The following is a 19,090-nucleotide window of genomic DNA, read 5'->3' as shown; positions in this document are numbered from 1 at the left end:
CTCAGGTCTCCCGGAATTCGGTTCGTGCCAGGCCGTTGTCGAGATTGATCGTGGTGCGCAGCCGCATACGCTCCGGTGTCGGGGTCATGATCAGCACCGCGTCGATCTCGATCTTGAGGCCGACGGTTTTGTCACCGAGCGTGACGTTGACGGTCGTGGCGCTCTCCTTCAGGCGCGGCTCGAAGGTGGCAAGCACCGTGCGGATTTCGCGCGCCAGCGCATCGCGGTCGAAATCCCGCGAAGAGCGGCCGGAAAAGGAGGGCACGCCATAATTGACGACGCTGCGGCGCACCTCGGGAAAGTCGGCCAGTGATGGCAGTTCGTCCAGCGGCTGTTCGTGTTCGGCATCGGAAAGCATCGGCACGGATTCGAAGCGCTCGGTGTTGAACAGCGCCTCGATGTCGCGCCGCACGGCTTCTCTCAACACGCGTGCCGAAACCACCACGCCGCGGCTTTCGATCTCGGCGCGATGCTCGGTCTGGAAGGCCAGCCGGTGCAGGCGCCGTCTCTGCTCAGGCGTCAGTTCGGCGTCGGTATCGATGGCGCGCGCGCTGCCGTCAAGAAGAGCCCCGACGCGCTCGGCGCCGAGTTCTTCATCCAGCAGACGGCGCAGCCCGTCGATCTCCGACGCCACACCCGGCAAGTCGTTGACGAGGCGGTCCCACAGCGAAGGCTGGACCGCCTCGCGCTTTGCCCGCGAACTGCCGGCAAGCTGCGGCTTCGCGCCAGGCCGCTTGGCCTCACTTGCCGACATAGACGTCCATTTCGATCTCGTCGTCCTTGTCGTAGACGAACTTGATCTTCTTGTAGGCGAAGCTGACTTCTTCCTCGATAAGATCGGCCTCGTCGGCGGCCTGCCGCATATCGTACTCCATGACCGAGGCGTCGGTGAGCGTCACGACCAGATAGTCGCTGGTCTCGCCGTCAATGGTGCGGCGTGCCGAGAACACCACCTCGTCGAGCGCCTTGTTCTCGAACAGTGCCTTCTTCAGATACGGCGACGACTTGTCGTAGTGCTTGATGAACTTGATCATTCCCATCGACACACGGCCGCGTCGCGAAAGCGAATTCGGGTCGTAGGGCGCTATCATCTTGTAATCGACGCCATGCACTTCGATCTCGTCTTCATGGCCGTCGCGCTTGCTCGGGCCCTTGATGTCCGGGACTTTCAAAAAACCATCGATCTTCATGGAAGGAGCCTCGCTTCTCTCTGTGGTCGGCATTGTCTTTCTCCACCGCTTTCAAACGAAACAAGATGACTTCGCTGCGACTTCAGCCCTTCACTGACGGCAGTTCCGACACCAGCCGGAGAGAGGCGTTGATGCCCTCCAACTGGTAGTGCGGACGCAGATAGAAACGGGCATTGTAGTAACCGGGCCGGCCTTCGACGCTGTCGACCTGAACCTCGGCCGCGGCAAGCGGACGCTTGGCCCGCGCCTTGTCGTCGGCGAAGGCCGGATTGGCCAGCACGTACCGGTTGATCCATTCGGTCAACCAGATCTCCATATCGGTGCGTTCCTTGAACGATCCGATCTTGTCGCGCGCGATCGCCTTGAGGTAATGCGCGAAACGCGACACCGGGAAGAGGTAGGGCAGGTTGGCGCTCAGCCGTTCGTTCGACTGGGCGTCGGGGTCGACGAGGCGCCCGGCGCGCGTCTCGTCATCCTGGAGCGAGTGCGCGCCGATGAAGGCCGCGAGATCGGTGTTCTTGCGGTGCAAGATCGGCATCAGGCCGAGCTTCGCCAATTCCGCCTCGCGCCGGTCGTCGATGGCGACCTCGGTCGGGCATTTCATTGCGATCGAACCGTCGTCCGTCGGGAAAGCGTGCACCGGCAGGTTGAGCACCGTGCCGCCATTCTCGACGCCGCGGATCTGCGTTCCCCAGCCATAGAGCTTATGGCTGCGGTTGATGTTGACGCCCATCGGGAAGGCGGCGTTCATCCAGACATATTTGTTGTGGTCGCCGCCCACCTCTTCCTCGAAGGTGAAGCCCTTCACCGGAACGGTTTCCGAGCCGTAGGGCAGGCGTGCCAGCACGCGCGGCATGGTGAGCCCGATATAGCGGGCGTCCTCGCTCTCGCGCAGCGACTGCCATGAGGCATAGGCCGGGTTGTTCACGATCATCTGCAGGTCTTGCGGGTTCGGCAGCTCCTGCCAGCTGTCCATGCGGAACAGCCGCGGCGAGGCGGCCGCGATGAATGGCGTGTGCGCCGAGGCACAGACACCCGAGATGTTGCGCAGCAGGCCGACGTCGCGCGGATGGTTGGAGAATTCGTAGGCGCCGATGATGCAGCCGATCGGCTCGCCGCCCAGCATCGAATACTCGTCCGTGTAGACTTTCTTGAAGATCGGGCTTTGGTCCCACATCTGACCTTCATAGTCTTCGAGCGTGTCGGCCAACTGCTCCTTGGAGATGTTCATCACCCGGATCTTCAGCTTGGTGTCTGTCTCGGTGTTGTTGATGAGGTACCAAAGGCCTCGCCAGGTCCCTTCCATCTCCCGCACTTCCGGGGCATGCAGGATCTCGTTGACCTGCGTCGTCAGCATCTTGTCGATGCCCGCGATCAGCGACTTGATCGACTTGATCGCGTTGGACGAGATGGTCGTCGTCTCGGAACGGGACTGAGCGGCCAGCGCCAGGTTGCGCACCAACTGCTGCAGTTTCTCGCTGTCGTCCTTCTTGACCTTGAAATCCTTTTCAAGGAGGCCGCTGAATTCGCCAAGATCGATGGCTTCGGCCTCGGCGGTAGCGGCTGCGGTCTTTTGCTGTTCGGCCATGACTTACTCCTCGCCCTTGCCGTCAGAAATCGCCTGGCCGGCGATCTTGCTCAGCAGCGGCTCGTTGTTCAGAAGCTGCGCGATGCGCTTTTCGGCGTCGACCCGGCCATCCATGAAGCCCAGCAGTTCCTCGAGTTGACGCCGCATCTTGAGGATCTCGGCCAGTTGCGGCACCTGCTCGGCGATCTTGTCCGGCGCGAAATCACCCATTTTGGAAAAGGTGAGATCGATCGCCAGTTCCTCGTCCCGCTCGGCGCCCTCAGCTTGCGGCAACGTGTTCTTCACGCGCGCCTTCACGCGCGGTCCCATCGCTTCCATGAATTTGGGGAAGCGATTGGCGTCGGTTTCGACGAAATTGCGGTCCAGAACCGACTTCGACGCTTCCTTGGTCTGCGAGGCGCCCGAAAGGTCGGCCATGACAGCCATGACGAACGGCAACTCGATCGTCGTGGGGCTGCCGTAGGTTTCGACGTCGTAGGCGATCTGCACGCGCGGGGCGCGGTTTCTTTCGATGACCTTGGCTTTGCTCTCTGCTGGCATGCTGGTTACCTCTCATCCTTCTGGGCCGGCTTCTTGGGATCGGCGACACCGGCAAGCAGCCGGAATTCCTTCAGCCCCGACGGGGCGAGATCTTCCATCAGTTCCACGAAATCCATGTGCACCATCCTGCGCACGCGCCGGGCGAGGTGCGGGATAGGGCTGGACGGTTCAGTGCGGTCGTAGAAGGCGACAACGAGATCGAGGCATTTGACGACATCGTCGCGCGAGTTGATCCGGTCAGGCAGGCCGGCGCTGGGTTCCACAGAGCTTGCCACACTTGCCATCGTCTCGGCTCCATGACCGTTTTGGGTGGGCGTCGATGCCGGTTGGGCCGGCTGCTGGGCAGGCTTTGCCGCACCGTTGGCCATGGCGCCGGCGCTGGAGTTCCGCTCCAGCGTCGTCAGCAGGCGCTGCAGGAACTTCTTCAGATCCGGAACGGCCGCGCCATTGCCCTCGATGCGGGCATTGAGCGCGGTATCCACCGCCTCCAGCGCCGAAATCGCGGCGCGCGCATCGGCCAAAAGTGTCGTGACAGTGTCGGCGGCCTGATCGATCTGCGCCGCGCATGCTGTGCGCACCCGGTTCAGCAGCTGGTTGTGGGCGGCCGCCAGCGCCGCCTTTTCGGCGGTTCCGAGGCCCGAGGCAGCTTCCTGGAGCATGACGCGCTCGTCGAGCGCTGCCTGTTCCAGGTCTCGCCCGCTGATCGGCCCGATGGCGCGCGGTGAGAAGAAGACGGTCTGCCTGAGGTTCGCCAGCAGGCCTTCCTGGCCGTTCTGGAGGTCAAGCAGCGCATTGATGCGTCGCAGCGCCGCGTCGCGCGGCGTGGCACCCGTCCGCAAAGCCGGATGCATCGTATCCCAGTACTGGTCGAGAGTCCTCGCGATCAGGGTCAGCCCTTGGGCGAGGCCGGCGAGCTTCTCTTCATTGGCCAGCGCGCGCGTGACGATGACCAGAAGGCGCAAATCCCGGCCGCGCGACTGCAATTCTTCCGATTTTTCGAGGACTGCCGCCCAGTCGACAGCGCTGGTTGACTGCGAAGCCTTGTTGCCACCGTCGTGGACGACCTTGAGCTGGGCTTCCGTGAGCCGCTCCAGCTCATGAAAAGCCGGGTCGTTGCGTAAGTCCTCTCCCGACGGGTTCGCGCCGTCCAGAGGATTCAGCCAGAGTGCGAGATCAATCACACCTACCCCCAGCAAAGGGCCCTGTGACCCATGTGACGCAACGTTATCATCGGTCCCATGCCACGACAATTGAGCACTTCCCCAAAAACTAACAGAAGCTGAATCTCCCGCAATCTTTCAACCAAACCCATTGCGCGATTGGCGGGCCGCGCATGCGAAATGGCTCGCATGGTTTGGACCCCAGGTGCGGGTTTGTTTGAGGAGTTTGCAGGGCTTGTGTAACCACGAGGTGCCGCCCGAACCGGGTCGGAAGGCCTCTTTCGTCACGCGGCTTTGTCAAGCGGCCGCTTCTATGGCAGGGTACGGTCAGCAGATTTCGGGGGCAGGTTCAATGGAACAGCGCCGATCGTCGCAGAGTTTCAAGCGCAAGGAACTCGTTGCAAAGCTCAATCCCACGGGGGTGCGCGCCTTCAAGGCCGCCGCGGACACGGCCAAGATGCGCGGCAATCCCTATGTCGAACTCGTGCATTTCGTCCAGCAACTGGTGCTGTCCGAGCGCTCGGATGTGCAGATGATGGTCGCCGATGCCGGGCTGGATGTCAGCCGGCTGACGGCCGATATGACCCGCGCCATCGACAAGCTGCCCTACGGCGCGACCTCGGTGGAGGAATTCTCCGATCACATCTTCCACGCCATACAGGAAGGTTGGAGCCTGGCCACACTGCAATTCGGTGTCGAGGAGGTGCGTAGCGCGCATATTCTTCTCGCCTGTCTGAAGACACCGGCGCTGGAAGGGCTGGTTTCGAAAATCAGCGCCGAATTCGACAAGATCGACGCGGACGGGGTCATCGCCCGCTTCGCCGACGTCACCGAGGGCTCGCTCGAAGCCGGTCCACCTCCTGCCGCGGCTGCGACCGAAACACCGATGAAACGCGGCCCGGGCGGGGATTCGGCGCTCGCCAAATACGCCACCGACCTGACCCAGCGTGCCCGCGACGGCAAGATCGATCCGGTCGTCGGCCGCGATCCTGAAATCCGCCAGATTGTCGATATCCTGATGCGCCGCCGGCAGAACAACCCGATCCTGACCGGCGAGGCAGGTGTCGGCAAGACGGCGGTCGTCGAGGGCTTTGCCTTGCGCATCGCCCAGGGCGACGTTCCGCCGACGCTTCAGAATGTCAGCGTACGCATGCTCGATGTCGGGCTGATGCAGGCGGGCGCCAGCGTCAAGGGCGAGTTCGAAAAGCGGCTGAAGGCTGTCATCGACGAGGTCCAGGCCTCCGAGACGCCGATCATCCTCTTCATCGACGAGGCGCACACGCTGATCGGCGCCGGCGGCGCGGCGGGAACCGGCGATGCGGCCAATCTCCTCAAGCCCGCGCTCGCGCGCGGCGAGCTTCGCACCATCGCCGCCACGACCTGGGCCGAATACAAGCAGCATATCGAGAAGGATCCGGCGCTGACCCGTCGGTTCCAGGTGGTCAAGATCGAAGAGCCTTCCGAAACGGTGGCCGTGCTGATGTTGCGCGGTGTCGCCGGCGTTCTCGAGCAGCACCACAAGGTGCAGATCCTCGACGAGGCGATCGAGGCCTCGGTTTCGCTTTCGCACCGCTACATTCCGGCCAGGCAGCTGCCGGACAAGGCGGTCAGCCTCCTCGACACAGCCTGCGCCCGCGTTGCCGTCTCTCAGCACGCTACGCCCGCGGAGGTCGAGGACATTCTGCGCCGCCGCCAGGCGCTCGAGGTCGAGGAAGGCATCATCGGCCGCGAGGCGGCGATCGGCATCGAAGTGGCCGACAGGCAGGCTCGCGTGGAGGCCGGGTTGGCGGAAACCGAGACCACGCTTGCAGCAGCGCAAGCGCGCTGGGATCGGGAAAAGGCGCTTGTCGCCGAGATACTCGACCTGCGCGCCAAACTCCGAGGCGAGGGCGTGCCGCTTGACGCGGTGGAGGGCGGGGAAGCCGCTCCGGGCGAGGCCGTCGATGCGCCAGCTGCCACGGCGCATGAAAGCAAGGCACCTGAGGCCAAAACGCCGAAACCCGAGACAGCCGAACCCAAGGGCTCGAACACCAAGGCCAAGAAAGCAAAGGCGGCAAAGACGGAGGCTGCTGCTGCGCACGAGCCCGTGCCGGATTCCGCTGCCGACCTGGCGCGACTGCGCGAATTGATGGCGGAACTTGCCGAGGCGCAGGGCGAGACCCCGCTGATCCTGCCGTCGGTCGATCGCAACGCCGTGGCTGCCGTCGTCCAGGACTGGACCGGCATCCCGACGGGACGGATGCTGTCCAGCCAGACCGAGAAGGCGCTCAAGCTCGCCGCGACCTTGTCTGAGCGCGTTGTCGGTCAGGACCATGCGATGGAGATGATCGCGAGGCGAGTGCAGACCAGCCGCGCCGGCCTCGGCGCGCCGGAGAAGCCGGTCGGCGTGTTCCTGCTTTGCGGCCCCTCAGGCGTCGGCAAGACCGAGACAGCCCTGGCGCTTGCCGAAACGCTTTATGGCGGCGAGCAGAACCTGATTTCGATCAACATGTCCGAATTCCAGGAGGCGCACACGGTCTCGACGCTGAAAGGCGCGCCACCCGGTTATGTCGGCTACGGCAAGGGCGGCATCCTGACCGAGGCCGTGCGGCGCAAGCCCTATTCGGTGATCCTGCTCGACGAGGTCGAGAAGGCGCATCCGGACGTACACGAGATCTTCTTCCAGGTCTTCGACAAGGGCATGATGGACGACAGCGAAGGCCGCCGGATCGACTTCAAGAACACGCTGATTCTGCTCACCTCGAATGTCGGCTCCGAGGTCATCATGGATCGCACGAAGAACGGCACCTTGCGCACCGGCATGGACGACCTGGACACCGCCTTGCGCGGCCCGCTGCTGAAAGTGTTTCCGGCTGCTTTCCTCGGCCGCGTGGTGACAATCCCTTACTATCCGCTCTCGGACGCGATGATCGAGGCGATCACCAGGCACCAGTTCGGCAAGATCGCGCGGCGCCTCAAGGCAACCAACGATGCCGAGCTGGTGATCGGCGACGGCGTCATGGACATGGTCAAGGCGCGCTGCACCGAGATCGAGTCCGGCGGACGCATGATCGACGCCATCCTCACCAACACGCTGCTGCCGGAACTCAGCCGCGGCGTGCTCAATCGCTCGCTCGAGGGCAAGAAGATGACAAAAGTCACCGTCGGTGCCTCGTCGGAAGGATTTACCTACTCTTTCGAATAGAGCTCGTTGGGATTTGCCGTTCGTGCCCTAGCGCCGACCAAAAACATTCCATTCCTATGACTGGTCAGGCCAATCATTGGCGCACCGGCACTCCTGGAGTTGCTCTAGATCACCGTTTCTCCTCCATCGACAACCAGGATCTGACCCGTCATGTACGAGGACCGGTCAGACACCAGAAACAGCACCGCCTCGGCGATCTCCTCGACGCTTGCCCAACGGCCAAGCGGCACCCTTTCGCGGATGTAGGCTTCGATGGCCTCCCGGCCTCCCATCTGGGCGATGAAAGGAGCATTGAAGGGCGTGTCCACCCAACCTGGGCAAAGCGCGTTGACGCGAATGCCGAAGCGGCCATAGTCGCCGGCCATCTGCCTGGTCATCGCGATCACCGCGTGCTTGGTCGTCGTATAGGCGATCATCTCGCGGTCGTAGAGCACGCCGGAACTCGACGACGTGTTGAGGATGACGCCGCGGCCTGCCTTCTTCATGAATGGCATGACGATGCGGGCACCGAGGAAGTGAGCCCGCACATTGAGCGTCCAGGAGGTGTCGAAGCCTTTCACGCTCACACCGAGCACGTCGCCTTCGACCTGTACGCCGGCATGATTGTGCAGGATGTCGATCCTGCCCTGGGTGTGGATGAAATCGTGAAAACCGGCTTCAAGCGCCTGATCGTCGGTCAGGTCGAACACAAGTGCCTTTGCCCGGCCACCGGCGGCAAGAATCTGTTCGACGGTCGCGCTGGCGCCGTCGGCGCTACGATCCGCCACGCCGACCACCGCACCCTCGCGCGCGATGATCAGCGCCGCCGCCCTGCCGATGCCGGATCCCGCGCCGGTGACGATCGCGGTCCTGTCCTTCAGGATCATCCCTCTTCACCCTTTCTCGCCGGCTTGTAATCCTGCATCATCCGGCGGGCGGGCCTCGCCCGCTCCGGTGCGCGCCGATCAACCTTTGAGGACAAGACAGGCATGTACGACTTCGGCCCCTTCGAGTTCGAGTCGAAGCAGGATTTTTTCGACAAGGCAATGCGTTTCTGGAATCCCGACAAGACCAGGTTCTGGCAGAAGGCCGGGATCGACCTGGTGATCGGCAGGCGGGAAGGTTATTTCCTCTACGACATGTCGGGGCGCCGCCTGATCGACCTGCACCTCAATGGCGGCACCTACAATCTCGGTCACCGCAATCTGGAGCTGGTCGAGACGCTGAAGAGCGCGCTCGACTATTTCGACATCGGCAACCACTGGTTCCCATCCGTGGCGCGAACGGCGCTGGCCGAATCCCTCGTCAATGTCTCGCCCGGAATGAAATACGCGATCTTCGCGCCGGGCGGCGCGGAGGCGGTGGACATCGCCATCAAGAGCGCCCGCTATGCCACCAAGCGGCGCAAGATCGTGTCGATCATCAAGGGCTATCACGGGCATTCGGGGCTCGCCGTGGCGACCGGCGACGATCGCTTCACCAAGATCTTTCTCTCCGACCAGCCGGAGACGTTCATCCAGGTTCCCTTCAACGACATCGACGCCATGGAACGGGCGCTCAAGGGCGAAGACGTCGCGGCGCTGATCATGGAGACAATTCCCGCCACTTACGGCTTCCCGATGCCGAAGGATGGCTATCTCAGCGCCTGCAAGGCGCTGTGCGAAAAGCATGGCGCGATGTACATCGCCGACGAGGTCCAGACCGGCCTGATGCGCACCGGCAGCATGTGGGGCTGGCAGGCCTACGGCGTCCAGCCGGACATCATGGTGACGGCAAAGGGCCTGTCCGGCGGCCTCTATCCGATCAGCGCGGCGCTGGTGAACGACAGAGCCGGCGGCTGGCTCAACGAGGATGGGGCCGCCCATATTTCGACCACCGGCGGGGCCGAGCTCGGCTGCGTCGTCGGCCACAAGGTCATCGAGATGCTGCAGCGGCCCGAACTGGTGGCCAATGTCGGCACCGTGACCGAGTTCATGGCGCAGGCCATGCGCGAGATGCTGGTTCGTCACGGCGACATCTTCACCGGGGTACGCCAGAAAGGCGTGATCCTCGGCCTGGAATTCAGCAATCACCCGGAAGGCGCCGTCTTCGTGTCGCGTGCGCTCTACGAGCAGGGCGTCTGGGCGATCTTCTCATCGCTCGACAAGCGGGTGCTGCAGTGGAAGCCCGGGATTCTTCTGGATCACGAGACCTGCCGGGACATTATGGATCGCTTCGACGCGGCAATGCCGCGCGCCCGGGAGTTGCTGCATCAGGCAGGCAAGGCGAGTTGACATGGTCCAACCCTCGTTGAAACTACCAGGCGTCCAGTTCGAGCTGGCGGCTGGGCTTGCCGAGATCGCGCGGGTTCCGGCAGGGGACAGGTGTGCAGGGATGGGGCAGGACGGACAGTGATGGATTTCGACGCGCTCACCCACGACCAGCAACTCGGCATCCTGCAGGAAACGGCGGAGGCGGCCACCGCCAACTACGATCTGCCGGCGGACGTTTCCGTCGAGATGATCAACCTGTCGGAGAACGCGACCTACAAGATTGCGGCTCGCGACGGCCGGCGCTGGGCGCTCCGCATCCATCGCGACGGCTACCATTCAAGGACGGCCATCCAATCCGAACTGGCCTGGCTGACCGATCTGCGCCAGACCGGGATCGTCCCCACGCCCGTGCCGGTCGCGGGCAAGGACGGCGAACAGATCCAGCGTGTCGGCCATGCCAGATTGGCAGAACCACGCCATGTCGTGCTGTCGCAATGGGAGACCGGTTCGGAGCCGGGCATAGGCGAGGCGCTTGGCGAACCTTTCGAGTTGCTGGGCGAGGTGACGGCACGCATGCACATCCACGCCCGGCAGTGGAAGCGCCCTTCCTGGTTCAGCCGCCACGTGTGGGATTTCGAAACAAGCCTCGGCGAGGAGAGGCCGCATTGGGGACGCTGGCGTGACGGCATCGGCGTCGACGCCGCGAAAGTCAGGCTTTTTGGCCGCACCGCGGAGCTGATCGGCCGCAGGCTCGCTGCCTTCGGCAAGGGCCATGGCCGCTTCGGCCTTATTCACTGCGATCTGCGGCTCGCCAACCTTTTGATCGACGGCAAGACGGTGAAGGTCATCGACTTCGACGACTGCGGCTTCGGCTGGTATATGTACGACGCGGCGACGCCCATCTCTTTCTACGAGCACGAGCCACAGGCAGCCGATCTCATCCGGTCATGGACGACCGGCTATCGCCGTGTGCTTGACCTGCCGAGCGCGGACGAAGATGAGATCCCGACCTTCGTGATGCTGCGCCGTCTGCTCCTGGTCGCGTGGATCGGCTCGCACGCCGAGACCGACCTCGCCAAGTCGATGGGCCTTCCCTATACCGAGGGAACGGTCGGGCTGTGCGAGGCCTATCTGAGCAAGTTTTGAACCATTCTATGCCAGTGCCTCCAGGCTCTCCGGCAGGATCTGGCCGCCATCGACAATGATTGTCTGTCCCGTCACGTAGCCGGCTTCCCTCGACGCAAAGTAGAGCGCGGCGTAGCCGATGTCCTCCACGGTTCCGAGCCGCTTGAGCGGGATCGAGGCGGCCATGGTCTTCTGGTAGTCCTCGCCCAGGCCGACAAGGCCCTCGGTCACGATGTTGCCCGGCATGACGGCGTTGACGGTGATGCCGTATCTCGCCAGTTCGATGCAGGCTGTTCGCATGAAGCCGAGCTGTCCCGCCTTGGTGGCACCGTAGTGCGACCACCCGGGAAAACCGGTGATCGGGCCGGTGATCGACGACGTCAGCACGATGCGGCCCTGGTCGGATGCCTTGAGATAGGGAACCGCTGCCTTGACCGCGTGGAAGGTGCCCTTGAGGTTGGTGTCGACAACCTCGTCCCATTGCTGCGAGGTCATGTCTTCGAGCCGTGCCTGCGGGAAGATGCCGGCATTGGCGCACAAAACGTCGATACTACCGTTTCTGGCGGCTGCCACTGCAAGCGCGCTCTCGATGCTGGCGAGCGCGGTAACGTCGCCAACCACGCCAAAGGCGCCATGGCCGATCTCGGCGGCCGCGGCTTCGGCCTGGTCGATATGGCGCGCAACGATGGCGACCTTGGCACCCGAGAGCGCGAACACCCGCGCTATGCCCTTGCCGATGCCTTTCGACCCGCCGGTAACGACGACGGACCGACCCCTCAAAGACTGGGTCATGACTTGAAGCTCCAAAATGAGATGGGGACAGAGTGATGCTCCGTCCCCGTTGAGGCAAGAAATCCAGGGCGAGGAATGCCTTAGAACGTTTCACCGTTTCATGGAAACGGCGACCCGCTCTAACTCTTTGTTTTGACGCAATTCCGGACGGAAAACCGCTCACACTTTTCCTGGAATTGCTCTAGCCCTCGTTCACCATGTGACCGATGTTCTCATAGGCCTTGGGGTTGGCCGACTTCAGCACGAAGCCCCAGATCAGGCCGACGACAAGGATCGCAAGCCCGACATAGGGGATGCTCCTGGCAAAACCATTGGTGCCGCCCAAGGTCGCCAGATTGGCGACCAGCGTGTAGACGAGGACCAACTGCACAACCAGCGAGATCAACGGCGCGATGACAGTCGTCAGCATGCTGCCGCCGCCGTTCTTCTTGAACCACATATAGATGGCCAGCGAGACAACGGCCTGCAGCACCAAAAGCAGTCCGGTGCCAAGCACGGCAAACAGCGTATAGACGCCAAGCCAGGCCTGTCCCGACGGATCGTCGAAGCCGTAGGCCAGACCGTAGAGCAGCACCCATACAGCCGCCAGCACCGACTGCAGCGCCGAGGCCTTGTGTGGGCTCTTGTGGTGGTCATGCGTCTCGGCGATCACCTGCGGCAGGACGCCTTCGCGCGCCAGCGAATACAAATAGCGGGAAGCGGTGTTGTGGAAAGCCATGCCGCAGGCGAAGGAACTGGTCAGGATGAGCAGCGACATCAGCTGGTAGCCCCAGCCGCCGACAAAAGCCTGCACCGGTGTCAGGAAGAAGTTCACGCCGTCGGAGAAGGCCTTGGCTACCATATCGGCCTCGGTCGGATAGGCCGCCACCGCGCACCAGCTGACGAAGGTGTAGAACAAGCCAAGGCCGATGACCGAAATCAGCAGCGATTGCGGAATGATGCGCTTCGGATCGCGGGATTCCTCGGCATAGTTCGGCGCCATCTCGAAGCCGACCCACGACCAGAACGCCATGAAGATGCCGACGGCCGCTTCGCCCGCCGGTATGGCGACGGTGCCGACCTTCTGCTCGGCGACAGGAGTGAACACCTTGAACACATTGAGCGAATCGCCGGAAAAATTCGTCCCGCCATGGGCAAAGATCACGCCGAGCGAAAAGATCACCAGCATGATCACTTCAAGAATCAGGGCTATGCCGAGCAGCCGTGCCGACACTTTCACGTCGCGGTAGGCGAGCGCTGCGATGACCACGATCATGGCGAGCGCCAGCACGATCCACGGGACGTTGATGCCGAAATGCTGGGAAAGCCAAAGATTGCCGAAAAAGGCGAACAGTCCGGTGAGGGAAGCCTCGAACAGCGAGTAGCAGGCGAGCGAGCCGATGCCCGCCGACATGCCGACCTCGCGGCCGAGCCCCTGGCTGATGAAGGAGTAGAAGCCGCCGACCGACGATACGCGCGATGCCATCGCGGCATAGCCGACCGAGAAGATGGTCAGCACGATCGTCGCCATCAGGAAGGCGGCGGGGGTATATTTGCCGATGCCGTAGCCTGCCGCGAACGGGACATTGCCCAGCATCGCCGACATTGGCGCCGCGCCGGTGACGGCCAGAAAGAGCACACCGGCGAGCCCGACGGCCTTCGAGTGCAAAAGATTGATGCTGTTACTCTTCGAGACGTCGATCGTCCCGCGTGCAGTTTCTATCGCCATGAAGCCCTCTCCATTCGTGACAGCTGTATGCAGTTCCCCGCACCGGGCGGCCGATGTGTCCCAGCCTGCTCGTGCAACCATGACACTACGGACGCAGCGTCACTTTGCCAAGGCCATGATTTTGCATAGCTCGCCGCTCGACATGACGTGGCAATAGATCATGTTGATGATTTCGAGCTCCTTGCGATGAAGCTCCTCGGTCGCCGCGGCGCAGCAATCCTCGAGCACGATGACCGCATAGCTCTCGTCCGCCAGGCTGCGCACTGTCGAGGACACGCACTGGTCCGTGAAGATACCGCAGCAGATGACATTCCGGATGCCGAGATTGTGAAGGATCAGGCGCAGATTCGTTCCCGTCAGCGCGGAATCGGTGGTCTTGGTCACCACGATCTCGTCGCCGGCCGGCTGAAGCTCGGCGACCAGCTGCGACGGTGCGTCGTTCTTTGGCAGCAGCAAATTGTTCCAGCCCGGCATTTTCTGAGAGAGCGAGCGGTCACGCCCGTCCTTGGTGTGGCAGGCGATGCGGGCAAAAAGGCATTCGATGCCGTTTTGCCGTGCCAGCGCCAGCAGTCTTGCCGTGTTCGGTATGACCGTGCCGTGCATGCGCTCGTGGAACGGCGTCCACAGATCGTAGCGTTGCTGTTCCTGCGGCGACAACGATGCGCGATCCGGCCGTTCCAGGTAGGTGTTCTGAACGTCGATGACCAGGATGGCGGTTTGCGCCGGCACCAGCACCGGATCATCCGGCTCGGGTGCGCCGAGATAGTAGAGCGAACGGAATCCGGTTTTCCAGCTCATGCGGTCCTTTCAGAAGCGGAACGTGAAAAGGCCGCGAGCCGCGTAGGTCTCGGCGGCTTCCTCGATGAAACGGGCGATGCGTTCGGCCTGGTAGGTATCGCGCATGGTGGCTGCGGCCTGGAGCAATTCTTCCTTGGATTTGGCGCGACCGGGGCGCAGCAGTTCATAGACCTGCATGATGAAATCCTGCGGCACCTCGACAAGCTCTGCCCCACGCTCGAAGTTGAGTGCCAGTGTCGGCCGTCCGACATCGCGCGCCACATCGGCCTGTGCCTGCAGCGCTTGTGGGGTGATGCGAAGGTCTTCCATCGTCACGTCGCCCGCAAGCACCGAATCCAGCGTTATCTCGGCAAGCGACTTGCCGCGCTTGCCCGTCACGGCGCCGGGCTGTGTTTCGGCGAGCGGATAGTCGGCGCGTGTGTGGGTCACGATTTCACCCCCGTCAGGATGACGTCGACCTCTTCGGGAGCCGCACCAGCCTCGGTCAGTCCGGTTTCGATGGCGTAGATGAGGGCGACGCGGGCGTGGTAGCGAGACCCCATGGCCTCGCCCCGCTGCGGCACCACGACAGGCTCCGGCATTTCACCCAGCGCATAGGCCGCCGCATTGGCACCCAGCGCGCGATAGTGCTCGAGCCTGGTGATCGGCGCATTGGAAAACAGTTCCAGATTGTTGTGCGGCTGGCGGCCACGCTGGTGGATGACGGCCGTGCCCTTGGCCTGGATGCCGATGCCGATACCGCTGCCGGCCATCCTGGCGGCGGACAGGCCGAGGAAGGAGGTATCGGCCGTATGGCGGAAGCGGACGACGCGCGCCTTGAGCCCGCGTGCGCGGATTGCATCGAGCATGGCGCCGAGCACTTCGGAGAGCCGATGTCCGGCCGTCGTCCGATAAAGCTTAAGCCCGAAAGCCGGGCTGATGCCGATGACCACATCATCCTTCGCCGATCCGTTGGCCGCCGGCCCAACGTTGCGATAGCGGATGTGCCTTGCTTCGTCCTTCTCGTGCAGGGCTTCCGAGCGCAGCACCTCCTTCTGGTCCAGCACATCGCGGATGTCATTGAGCTGCAGGCGCCGTTCTTCGGACACACGGTAGCCGGAACCCGGGCCGAGATAGTTGTTTGGATCGTTGACCGCACTGACGATCCGCCCATTGCGGATCATCGCCGATGTCTGGAGATAGTCACCGGAAAGGCGCAGCTTGACCACGTCGAGGAGGTTCTCCGCCTCTTCTCGGAAGCCACGCTTGGCCAGCGCCTTGACCACATCGATCACGGTGATGCCGCGCTCCTTGATGGCTTCGCTGATAAAGCTGACGTCACGCGGCATCAGGCTGCGCGTATCGTCGGAACCGGAAGCGTAGACCACGCTGCTCTTCATGTCCTCGGTCGGTGAGGAAAGGCCGAGTTCCTCGAACACGGCGGCGATCGCTTCCACCGCGCGCTCGCGCAGCTCGATCGCGCGCGACTCGGGCAGTGGCGTCAGCCCGCCATCGGCCTCGAAATCGCGCTGCAGCACAAGATAATCTTCCAGCTCCTCGCCGTTGATCAGCGACGGGTTGAACGAATTGTCGTATTTCAGGATCGATCCCATCCCGGAGCAGATCAGGTCCGAGCCGGCAATCAGGTAGGGAAGGATCTTGGCGCCGACGCGAATTTCCGATTCGGTCGAGCGCGCGTCATTGCCCGACGCGCATTCGAGATCGAGCCAGACGGCGATGAGGTTCTCGGCCATCAGCTCGCGAACACCGCCGGGTATGGTGGCGGTCAAAGGCGCTCCGTCGATACCGCCATTTTGCGTGCCTTGCACCCCCATGCCGCGCTGCAGGCAGAGGCAGCGCGCTTCCAGGTAGAGCAGCGATTTGGCTTCGTGGAAGCCCATCAGCAACTCGGAGCCGGCACCCGACGTACAGCGCATCTTGACGCCGCGCGAGGCGTAGGCGGCGGCCAGAAATGCCTTGGACCACGGTGTGTCGTCGCCATCGGTGAACGACTTTTCAGTGCCGTAGACGGAGACGGTTTCGGCGTAGGAGGTAAAGCCGGCCATGGCGATGCGCAGCTCTTCGGCTTCCTCGCTGGAGCATTGGAACAGCGTTCCCCAGCGACCGACCGCGCCGCCTACCGCGCACGCCACCGCGTTGGACCAGGCGTTGCGCGACACGCGCATCGTCGTCTCGATCTCGTCGAAGCCAAAGGCGACGGCGGTCGCGGCATCGGCGGCGAGTTGCAGCGGATCGTCCTTGGCGTTGGTGACGTGCGCCTGGTTGCCCGGCGTCTTGCGGGCCCGCATCTTCGAGTAGGCGAACGCGATCTCCAGCGCGTTGAGCTGCGACACCACTTCGGCGAGTTTGGCGGGTGTCATGCCATGGGCGAGCCGTACCAGCGTTTCGCGCGGCACGTTCATGTCGACCAGCCAGCGTGCGACGGTCGCCGAGTCCAGCGCCATCGCTTCCGGCGCCACTTCCGGGTCGATGTGATGGCGGGCGATGAAGCGGTCGATCATGTCGTAGTCGTGTTCGAGCACCCCATCGAGGGATACGACGCGCCCGTCCTTGATGCCGATGCCAGGTTTCGGATCGGCCGGGCTGGAGAAAGCGGAGAAGCCGTTGGCGGGGTCTTCCGCCGCAAACTTGTCCAGCCGCAACGGCCGCTCGTCCCAGTCGGCGAAGCGCTTCCAGCGGTTCAGTTTCGGCGTCATGCGTGCGATCCTCGACCCGGCCGAAAGACTAGTGAATGCTTACCCGCCGCACAATGACCCTGGATCGACCGCCGGCCAAGGGGGCGCACGCCACAGGCTCGAAATACCCGAAGCTCCTCGCCATCCTGTCGATCTTTAGCAGAGGCGCGATGTGTTTCGGCATCGAGTTCGGCCGCCAAAGGTCAGGTTTGGCCGGGCACATCTGAAGCCGCACGTCTCACCGGCCCGACCGCTCCGCTGCCATGAGCAACGAGGTAAACATGTGCGCGTAGTTCTCCGCCTGCACGCTCCAATCCCACTCTCGGATCGTCTCGATCATACGGGCGGCCATCCGCGACCGGAGCGATGGCGTGTCCTGCAACAGGGCGAGTTTGTTCGCAAGCCCTTCCGCGGTTCCATCGAAGAACAGCCCGTTGTCGCCATCCCGAACCAGCTCGGGCATGTTTCCCACACGGGTCGTCACCAAGGGGACACCGCACGCCGCCGCCTCCAAGCAAGGATTGGGAGTGCCTTCGCTGCGACTGGCGCAGACATAAACGTCGAGATCCCGGTAGAAGTCGAGCATTTCGTCATGGTTGCGCCAGTGTTGCTCCCGAATCGCAGTCTGCAGTCGCACGCCCGGCACGGCAGCGACCGCGGGCTCGATGACGTCGTGGAAGCCGCGATGTGCCGGACCATGGTTGCCGAGACTTCCCGCCCATCCGACGCGGAGCTCGCCAGAATAAGGTTGCGGCTCTGGCGGGGGGCAAAAGAATGTCGTGTCGACTCCATTGGGCGTGTAGTGGACCGGAATACGCAGCAGAGGGGCGTATTCGTGCTCGAGCTTCCGATTGTTGACAAAGACAGCGCGCGCCAACCGCTGCAGGATAGCGAGCCCGGGCTCGCGGAATTCGCCCTCCATCTCTCTGTGACTGCAGATCCCGATGACCAGCCTGTCAGACCGCCGGGCGAGGACCGATTCCGGCAGGGGCAGCTTCGCGATCTGGAACCAATAGAAAATGAGCACGATATCCGCGGCGTTCACGTCGGACTCAGTCACATCATGCTGAAATCGTTGGACGATCTCGAACCTTCTTGCCAGCACGCGCCGAAGGTTCTGGGCCTTTCTATCGATCGCCCAGCCGGGTCGGTCCGCGATCGCCAGTATGCGGGGTAGGTGTCCATCGCTCACGAGGCGTACCGCGCAAGCCAGTGCGCCAACCATGGATTGGCCTCGTCCAGATCATCGTCCGTCGCAGTGGTGCGCACCTGGGTAGTGTCGGGCAGTTGGATATCGCCTGGTCGCAAGCGGGGTCGCCATCCGTGCCAACCACGACCGTCGACCTCCTCGCTCAGGAACCGCCGGCCGCCATACTTGCGCGCGGCGTGCTCTGCGCTCAGGAACAGATAATGCTTCATCCGAAAACGCTCGGGGGAGAGCCTCACCGGCCCCTCGAAGCGTACGCGATGGCCGCCTGACCACGCGATCTCCATGGGGCCGTCCTGTTTCTGGTACGCACGGACGCAGTGTGGGGAGGTCGGCCGGAACGGGTAGTAGGTGCGCAGCGTGTGTTGATAATTGGGATTGTCATGATCGGGGGCTTCCCTGGTGGGAATGAACGTGAACTCGGAAGACTCGATCGCATTGAAACCGAGTGCGTCGGCTGCCGCAATGGCGGAGACCAACGATGAGTACGAAGTCGGCGGAAGATGGATCTCGTCAGCGTCAAGATGCATGAACCAGTCAGCCTCGAGCGATTGAAATAGTTCCTCTTTGCGACGAAGAAGCTGCTCCCAGCAATACCAGCCGTTGTGCGGGATGCTTTCGATTCCTATCAATCCGGCCCCGCGGTAGCGCTGGGCAATCTCAAGCGTTCGGTCAGTCGACTGATTGTCGCAAATGTAGACCTGTACGCCTTGACGAAAGAGGTTCTCGAGACATCCGGCAACGAACCGTTCCTCGTTCCGTGTTGTAAGGACCGCGACGACTCGCGGGGAGTTCCGATCACGCGCAGCACGCCCAATGTGGGTGTTGGGATCGACCAAGTTCTTCAATCCTTCGTTGTATGCTTCCGGATGCCATGCTGGCCGGTCAACTG

General features: G+C 62.9%; 16 protein-coding genes. 3 read left to right on the top strand and 13 right to left on the bottom strand.

Features of this window, described 5'->3' with window-relative positions; translation table 11 throughout:
* Window position 1: 1 nt before the first annotated feature.
* From tssE to tssA, 5 genes are all read right to left on the bottom strand, one after another.
* Window positions 2-754 carry a type VI secretion system baseplate subunit TssE gene (gene tssE, locus AB4Z43_RS17320; protein ID WP_019859791.1) on the bottom strand — a complete coding sequence of 251 codons (753 nt, stop codon included), beginning with the start codon at window positions 752-754 and terminating at the stop codon, window positions 2-4.
* Complete coding sequence (locus AB4Z43_RS17315) at window positions 741-1,190, bottom strand: Hcp family type VI secretion system effector (protein ID WP_027047140.1); 450 nt, start codon at window positions 1,188-1,190, stop codon at window positions 741-743. The genes tssE and AB4Z43_RS17315 overlap by 14 nt, the downstream gene beginning before the upstream one ends.
* 82 nt (window positions 1,191-1,272) lie before the next feature.
* Entirely contained in the window at window positions 1,273-2,778 is a 1,506-nt protein-coding gene (tssC, locus tag AB4Z43_RS17310; protein ID WP_010910844.1) for a type VI secretion system contractile sheath large subunit, read from the bottom strand.
* Between the two features lie 3 nt (window positions 2,779-2,781).
* Window positions 2,782-3,318: a type VI secretion system contractile sheath small subunit gene (gene tssB / locus AB4Z43_RS17305; RefSeq protein WP_019859789.1), complete on the bottom strand. Its 537-nt coding sequence runs from the start codon at window positions 3,316-3,318 to the stop codon at window positions 2,782-2,784.
* Between the two features lie 5 nt (window positions 3,319-3,323).
* Window positions 3,324-4,499, bottom strand: a complete 1,176-nt coding sequence (tssA, locus tag AB4Z43_RS17300) for a type VI secretion system protein TssA (RefSeq protein ID WP_019859786.1) — start codon at window positions 4,497-4,499, stop codon at window positions 3,324-3,326.
* A 331-nt stretch (window positions 4,500-4,830) separates the two neighbouring features.
* On the opposite strand from tssA, the gene tssH reads away from it, so the two are divergent.
* Complete coding sequence (gene tssH, locus AB4Z43_RS17295) at window positions 4,831-7,662, top strand: type VI secretion system ATPase TssH (protein ID WP_441938563.1); 2,832 nt, start codon at window positions 4,831-4,833, stop codon at window positions 7,660-7,662.
* 104 nt (window positions 7,663-7,766) lie between these two features.
* On the opposite strand, the gene AB4Z43_RS17290 is transcribed toward tssH, so the two are convergent.
* Window positions 7,767-8,528 (bottom strand): SDR family NAD(P)-dependent oxidoreductase, encoded by a 762-nt coding sequence (locus tag AB4Z43_RS17290; protein WP_019859784.1) that lies wholly within the window; start codon window positions 8,526-8,528, stop codon window positions 7,767-7,769.
* Between the two features lie 102 nt (window positions 8,529-8,630).
* Between AB4Z43_RS17290 and AB4Z43_RS17285 the strand changes: the two genes are divergently transcribed.
* The gene (locus tag AB4Z43_RS17285; protein ID WP_441938562.1) at window positions 8,631-9,914 is read left to right on the top strand and encodes a class-III pyridoxal-phosphate-dependent aminotransferase; all 1,284 of its coding nucleotides are present in this window, start codon (window positions 8,631-8,633) and stop codon (window positions 9,912-9,914) included.
* A 120-nt stretch (window positions 9,915-10,034) separates the two neighbouring features.
* Window positions 10,035-11,039: a phosphotransferase enzyme family protein gene (locus tag AB4Z43_RS17280; RefSeq protein WP_441938561.1), complete on the top strand. Its 1,005-nt coding sequence runs from the start codon at window positions 10,035-10,037 to the stop codon at window positions 11,037-11,039.
* 6 nt (window positions 11,040-11,045) lie between these two features.
* Here AB4Z43_RS17280 and fabG read toward each other — a convergent pair whose 3' ends face one another.
* The 7 genes from fabG to AB4Z43_RS17245 all read right to left on the bottom strand — a co-directional run bounded on the left by fabG (window position 11,046) and on the right by AB4Z43_RS17245 (window position 19,037).
* Window positions 11,046-11,810: a 3-oxoacyl-ACP reductase FabG gene (gene fabG / locus AB4Z43_RS17275; RefSeq protein WP_441938560.1), complete on the bottom strand. Its 765-nt coding sequence runs from the start codon at window positions 11,808-11,810 to the stop codon at window positions 11,046-11,048.
* A gap of 181 nt (window positions 11,811-11,991) precedes the next feature.
* The gene (locus tag AB4Z43_RS17270; protein ID WP_019859778.1) at window positions 11,992-13,518 is read right to left on the bottom strand and encodes an APC family permease; all 1,527 of its coding nucleotides are present in this window, start codon (window positions 13,516-13,518) and stop codon (window positions 11,992-11,994) included.
* A 99-nt stretch (window positions 13,519-13,617) separates the two neighbouring features.
* Window positions 13,618-14,316 (bottom strand): cysteine hydrolase family protein, encoded by a 699-nt coding sequence (locus tag AB4Z43_RS17265; RefSeq protein WP_019859777.1) that lies wholly within the window; start codon window positions 14,314-14,316, stop codon window positions 13,618-13,620.
* A 9-nt stretch (window positions 14,317-14,325) separates the two neighbouring features.
* Window positions 14,326-14,745, bottom strand: a complete 420-nt coding sequence (locus tag AB4Z43_RS17260; protein WP_019859776.1) for a diol dehydratase small subunit — start codon at window positions 14,743-14,745, stop codon at window positions 14,326-14,328.
* Window positions 14,742-17,012, bottom strand: coding sequence for a propanediol/glycerol family dehydratase large subunit (locus AB4Z43_RS17255; protein WP_441938559.1), 2,271 nt, complete (start codon window positions 17,010-17,012; stop codon window positions 14,742-14,744). The genes AB4Z43_RS17260 and AB4Z43_RS17255 overlap by 4 nt, the downstream gene beginning before the upstream one ends.
* 217 nt (window positions 17,013-17,229) lie before the next feature.
* Window positions 17,230-18,216: a glycosyltransferase family 4 protein gene (locus tag AB4Z43_RS17250; protein WP_441938557.1), complete on the bottom strand. Its 987-nt coding sequence runs from the start codon at window positions 18,214-18,216 to the stop codon at window positions 17,230-17,232.
* Entirely contained in the window at window positions 18,180-19,037 is an 858-nt protein-coding gene (locus AB4Z43_RS17245) for a glycosyltransferase family 2 protein (RefSeq protein ID WP_441938556.1), read from the bottom strand. The genes AB4Z43_RS17250 and AB4Z43_RS17245 overlap by 37 nt, the downstream gene beginning before the upstream one ends.
* Between the last annotated feature and the right edge of the window lie 53 nt (window positions 19,038-19,090).

The sequence above is a fragment of the Mesorhizobium sp. 2RAF45 genome (assembly GCF_052115225.1).
Taxonomy (GTDB): domain Bacteria; phylum Pseudomonadota; class Alphaproteobacteria; order Rhizobiales; family Rhizobiaceae; genus Mesorhizobium; species Mesorhizobium jarvisii.
The sequence above is the reverse complement of the archived record's forward strand: the minus strand, read 5'-3'. Positions and strand labels throughout refer to the sequence as shown.